This is a genomic window from Geobacillus sp. Manikaran-105 (assembly GCF_002809955.1).
Classification (GTDB): domain Bacteria; phylum Bacillota; class Bacilli; order Bacillales; family Anoxybacillaceae; genus Geobacillus; species Geobacillus thermophilus.
The window spans coordinates 1-4772 of record NZ_PIJG01000090.1 but is presented as its reverse complement, the minus strand read 5'-3'; the positions used below and the strand labels follow the sequence as shown (position 1 = coordinate 4772).

At 39.7% G+C, this 4772-nt stretch carries 5 protein-coding genes and 1 pseudogene; all 6 read left to right on the top strand.

The genetic code is table 11. The features are described from left to right. Window positions 1–277: 277 nt before the first annotated feature. A pseudogene (locus tag CV945_RS16275) lies at window positions 278–989 on the top strand (RHS repeat-associated core domain-containing protein); the annotation flags it as partial. Then, the gene (locus tag CV945_RS16270) at window positions 977–1102 is read left to right on the top strand and encodes a hypothetical protein (protein WP_100660165.1); all 126 of its coding nucleotides are present in this window, start codon (window positions 977–979) and stop codon (window positions 1100–1102) included. The pseudogene CV945_RS16275 and the gene CV945_RS16270, both read left to right, overlap by 13 nt. 11 nt (window positions 1103–1113) lie before the next feature. Continuing rightward, window positions 1114–1572 (top strand): DUF4304 domain-containing protein, encoded by a 459-nt coding sequence (locus CV945_RS16265; protein WP_042382768.1) that lies wholly within the window; start codon window positions 1114–1116, stop codon window positions 1570–1572. Between the two features lie 297 nt (window positions 1573–1869). Next, window positions 1870–3312, top strand: a complete 1443-nt coding sequence (locus CV945_RS16260) for an RHS repeat domain-containing protein (RefSeq protein ID WP_100660164.1) — start codon at window positions 1870–1872, stop codon at window positions 3310–3312. A 74-nt stretch (window positions 3313–3386) separates the two neighbouring features. Next, entirely contained in the window at window positions 3387–4253 is an 867-nt protein-coding gene (locus CV945_RS16255; RefSeq protein ID WP_043968556.1) for a hypothetical protein, read from the top strand. Between the two features lie 207 nt (window positions 4254–4460). Beyond that, a complete protein-coding gene (locus CV945_RS16250) occupies window positions 4461–4685 on the top strand; it encodes an RHS repeat domain-containing protein (RefSeq protein ID WP_100660163.1) in 225 nt (74 codons plus the stop codon). Window positions 4686–4772: the final 87 nt, after the last annotated feature.

The window sequence follows — 4772 nt, the reverse complement described above, 5'->3', positions numbered from 1 at the left end:
GACCTCCTTAATGTTTATTTCACCGCTAACATTATTGCCAGGATCTCGTCAGTGCTTTCTCTTTTTTGTCACTAAATCACAAAATTTGGTGATGAACCTTTTATTTTTATGTGAAAAAAATGAATAGAAAACAAAGAAAAAATTTAGGTATATAGGTTGTAATAAAGAATTTCCGATCTCCATGTCCCGTCTTTATCACCTGACAAGCTGGCACGGTGACAAGAAGAGCGAACAATGCCATGTAAAACAAAATTGCAACTTATATAGTTTCTCATCACAAAAAGGTACTTCCATGTATTTTTACCACTATAACGCCCATGGCGATGTCATCGCCCTAACGGATGCGCAAGGAAACATCGTGGCCCGTTACCAATACGATGCATGGGGGAACATTCTTTCCCAATCTGGCGACTTAGAGGACGAAAATCCATACCGATATGCGGGATACCAATATGACCAAGAAATATGCGGGATACCAATATGACCAAGAAACGGGTCTCTATTACTTAATTGCCCGATACTATCATCCAACGCATGGTGTGTTCCTTTCTTTGGACCCAGACCCAGGGGATGCGGACGATATCCTTACACAGAACGGATATACGTATGCGAACAACAATCCAGTGATGTTGGTGGATCCGGATGGGCATTGGGTATGGTTGGCCATCAATGCTGGGTTTGCGGTTTATGATGGGTATAAGGCGTATAAAACCGGAAGAGGATGGATGTATGTCGCCAAAAAAACGGCTCTTGGCGCGATTGGTGGGGGAAAGCTTAAACTTGTTAGAGGCGCAGGGAAGTATATTGTTAAGGTTGGAAGGCAGTACACAAAATCTAATTTCAAACTTGGTCGACAGATGCATAAAAAATATATGGCACATTTGCATGATGAATTAAAGGGAAGAATTAAAGAATATAAAGGGATAAAAGGTATTCGTCCAGATTTTGTGGACTTCAATACGACAATACGAGAACCATCTATGAATTAAAACCGTATAATCCTAGAGCCATTGCTCGAGGGAAGCGACAGTTAAAAAAATATAAGCGAATATTTGAACAAGAACATGGAGGAAAATGGAAAACAGTCTTGCATGTTTATTAAGGGGTGATAGAATGGATAAATCCGAATTTGTAAAATATTTAGATGAGTTGTTTAAAGCCCATTCTTTTAAAAAGAAGGGAACCCAGTGGAGCTTTAGCAATGATGAGATTATAAAAATAATTAAATTATCAAAATCAAATTATGGTAATTATTATCATATCGATTATGGGTTTATTATAAAAAACCTTGAGCTAGGCCGCCTTGTGATGCATATTTATCATAGACTAAGTTCCTTGGATCAGGGGGAAAGTATAAGAATTAAGGAGCTATTAGATTTTGAGATTCCTATCCCTGACGAAGATCGAAAGAACGAACTGAAAAAGTTTATTGAAAGGGAAATATTTGGAATGTTCAACAAGATTCATACGGAAGAAGATCTGTTAATGGAACTAAAGAAACGCGACCATTTAAATGATATTCCATTACGCGTGAAAAAATATTTTGGATTAGAAGATGCCGATGAATGTTAAGGGTTTTGAATTTCGAATGAGAATGAAGTAACAGGTATATGTTAAGTATGCCAACCTTAGGAGAGTCTATATCTCTCTTAAGGTTTTTCTCTTTTTCAAGAAAAGTTTGACCCAATGGGGCTTATGGAAGGAAATCTACGAGTGGCAACCAACCGTATTTTGATTGAAAATGAAATTTAGAAAAAGACGAAAAGCATTTATCCGATAACCTCGGATAAATGGAAGAAATTCCAATTCTCACATAGTTCCTTTAGCCAAACCATCACCTATCAATACAACACCTTGGACCAAAATACCATCGTCCAAGACGGAACGTATACGTATCGCTTTGATGATGACGAGAGAGGACACGTTCGCACGTTTAAGACTGGAAATGGAGCGGGCGCTACCTTCACGTATGATGACCGCGGCTTGGTGAAAAGTCTGTCAGTGGGAACAGCGGACGGAACCAAGTTATTGGCGGAAACGTACCGTTATGACGAAAACGGCAATTGGACGAAAATCGAGTCCCCAACAGGAGAAGCGATTGTTTACCGTTACGATGCGCTCGATCAACTAGTCGAAGAGCAATGGCCGGATGGAACGACGATCGCGTATACGTACGATGGATTCGGCAATCGGAAGCAAATCGTGAAAACGAAAGACGGGCAGTCGACGACGACCACGGCTGATTATAATGCGGCGAATCAGTTGATCCGTTTCGGCGATGAAACGATCATGTACGATGCGAACGGCAATCGCTTGGAAGACGGCCAGTATCGATATGAATGGAACGAAGCCGACCAACTTGTCTCCATCACCCGAAAAGGCGAAAGCACGCCGTTTGCGACGTATCAATACGATGAAGACGGCCGGCGCATCCAGAAGACCGTGAATGGCGTGGTGACGAACTACCATTACCAAGGCGACAGCCTGAACGTCTTATATGAAACCGATGCAAGCGGCAGCGTTGTGCGGTCGTATGTGTACAGCGCCGATGGCCAACGCCTGGCGATGAAGCAAGGCGGCGTGACGTACTTCTACCACTACAACGCGCATGGCGACGTGATCGCCCTAACGGATGCGCAAGGAAACATCGTGGCCCGTTATCAATATGATGCATGGGGGAACATTCTTTCCCAATCCGGCGCATTGGCGGACGAAAATCCATACCGATATGCGGGATACCAATATGACCAAGAAACGGGTCTGTACTATCTGATTGCCCGGTACTACCGCCCAGAACAAGGTGTGTTCCTATCCTTGGATCCAGACCCAGGTGATGAGGACGATATCCTCACACAAAACGGCTATACGTACGCGAACAACAATCCGGTGATGTTGGTGGATCCGGATGGGAAGTTTGCGTATGCTGTAGGGCTTTATTTTGTTCCTGGTGTTGGACAAGTAATGTTAATTGGTACTGCTGCTGTTGTCGGGGCCTATGGAGCGTGGTATTTAGGAAAAAAACTTGGGGAGATAGACTGGGACCATATTAAAGAGGAGCACGGTCCTAAATCTAATAAAAAGATGAAAGATGGAAAAAAACCAAAAAGTAAGTTTAAAAGTAATAGAACTTTAAAGAGAACCACTAGAGCAACTGCGAGGACAAAGCCCGTAAGAACAGGTAGATATGGTAGAACTATCCATGAAAAAACATTTAAAAGACCCGTAGGAACAGATACTAGGGGGAAACCTACTAATAGAGTAAGAGTCATTCGGGAACCATCCGGTAAAGTTGTAACAAGTTTTCCTTTCTAGTTATATTATTTTCGGGCATTATTATCTTTTAAAAGATAATAATGCCTCTCTATAAAAAGAAGGGGGTTATATATTTGAATACTGACAAATTAATATTTAATAAATATTATGAAATTACAGAATTAAGTAAATATGAACCTATATCTGTAGACTTGGGATTAAAAGACGATATATTGATACTTTATTTACATGAAAATACTAATGGTAATCCCTTTTTATATAAAATAGTCCATTTAGATAATGGAGAGAAGCGGTCGTATGAAGTTGTTGCAAATAAAGAATTACACTTCTTGCAGTTAATAGAAGATAACTATCTACTAATCTGTGGTTACTTAACACATGATCAAGAAAATAATGCATTTATATATGACAAAAAAGGAAATTTATTAAAAGAATTTTGTGTAGGTAATGGAGTAAATACATGTAAAGTAGATCAAGATCACCATATATGGATTGGTTATAGTGATGAAGGAATTTTTCATGAAAGTGAAATAGGAAGTAAGGGAATTGTATGTTTTGATAAAAATGGAGCTATTATATATGATGCATTTGATATGTTAGTTGAGCAACGAAATTTTCCACCCATTGATCATTGTCATGCAGTAAACATTTCTGATTCTAACGATGTATGGCTATATTATTATAGTGCAGATGCAAAATATCCTATAGTGCAATTAAAAAAGAATAGTAATACTGCTTGTTGGTGGGAATCGAATGTTAGTCGTGGAGAAAATTTGGTTGTTGGGCACAATATGGTTTTTGTTTTAACCAATGAAGGAGATATTGTGGGAATTAGTCTAGAAAATAAGCAACATAAAGAATATACAGCATACGATACACAAGGGAACAAATTGACATTTGATTATTATTTTGGTAGAGGAAGTATATTGTATGGAGTTAGTAAAAATATTATTTATAAGCTAGATTTAGAAAAGTTCTAAATAGAACAAAGTTTCGGGTTAATGGAGTAATAGTTCTGTTTGTATTTATGGACAGGATTATTACTCCGTTTCGTTTTAACATAGGATTGTGACAAGAGTGCCTGTCACGTGTCGAAGGAATAGCTCCAACATTTCTTCTTTAAGCGTGTATCAATTGTATTATGACGCGGAAGATTAACGGATCAGCATGTCGTCGGTGCGGGTGCATTGGATTTGACCTATGCGTACGATGCGGACGGAAACATTGTAATGTATTTTGATGGTGCGGATTCGCATACGTTTACATATGATTTTGCCGGCCGCTTAACGTCATGGACATATCAAGGCAACACGGTTCAGTATGACTACGATGCGGCTGGGAACTTGAAAAACCCGCACGGCAAGACACTCACCTTTAACGTGGCGAATAAAGTCGAGGGCCACGAGTGTTGATTATCCAAAATTAGACATACGCCTTCCATAAATTTGGGCATACTCAAACAAAGCAGCGGCCATCCCGGATTTCCAATTGAGAGGAAG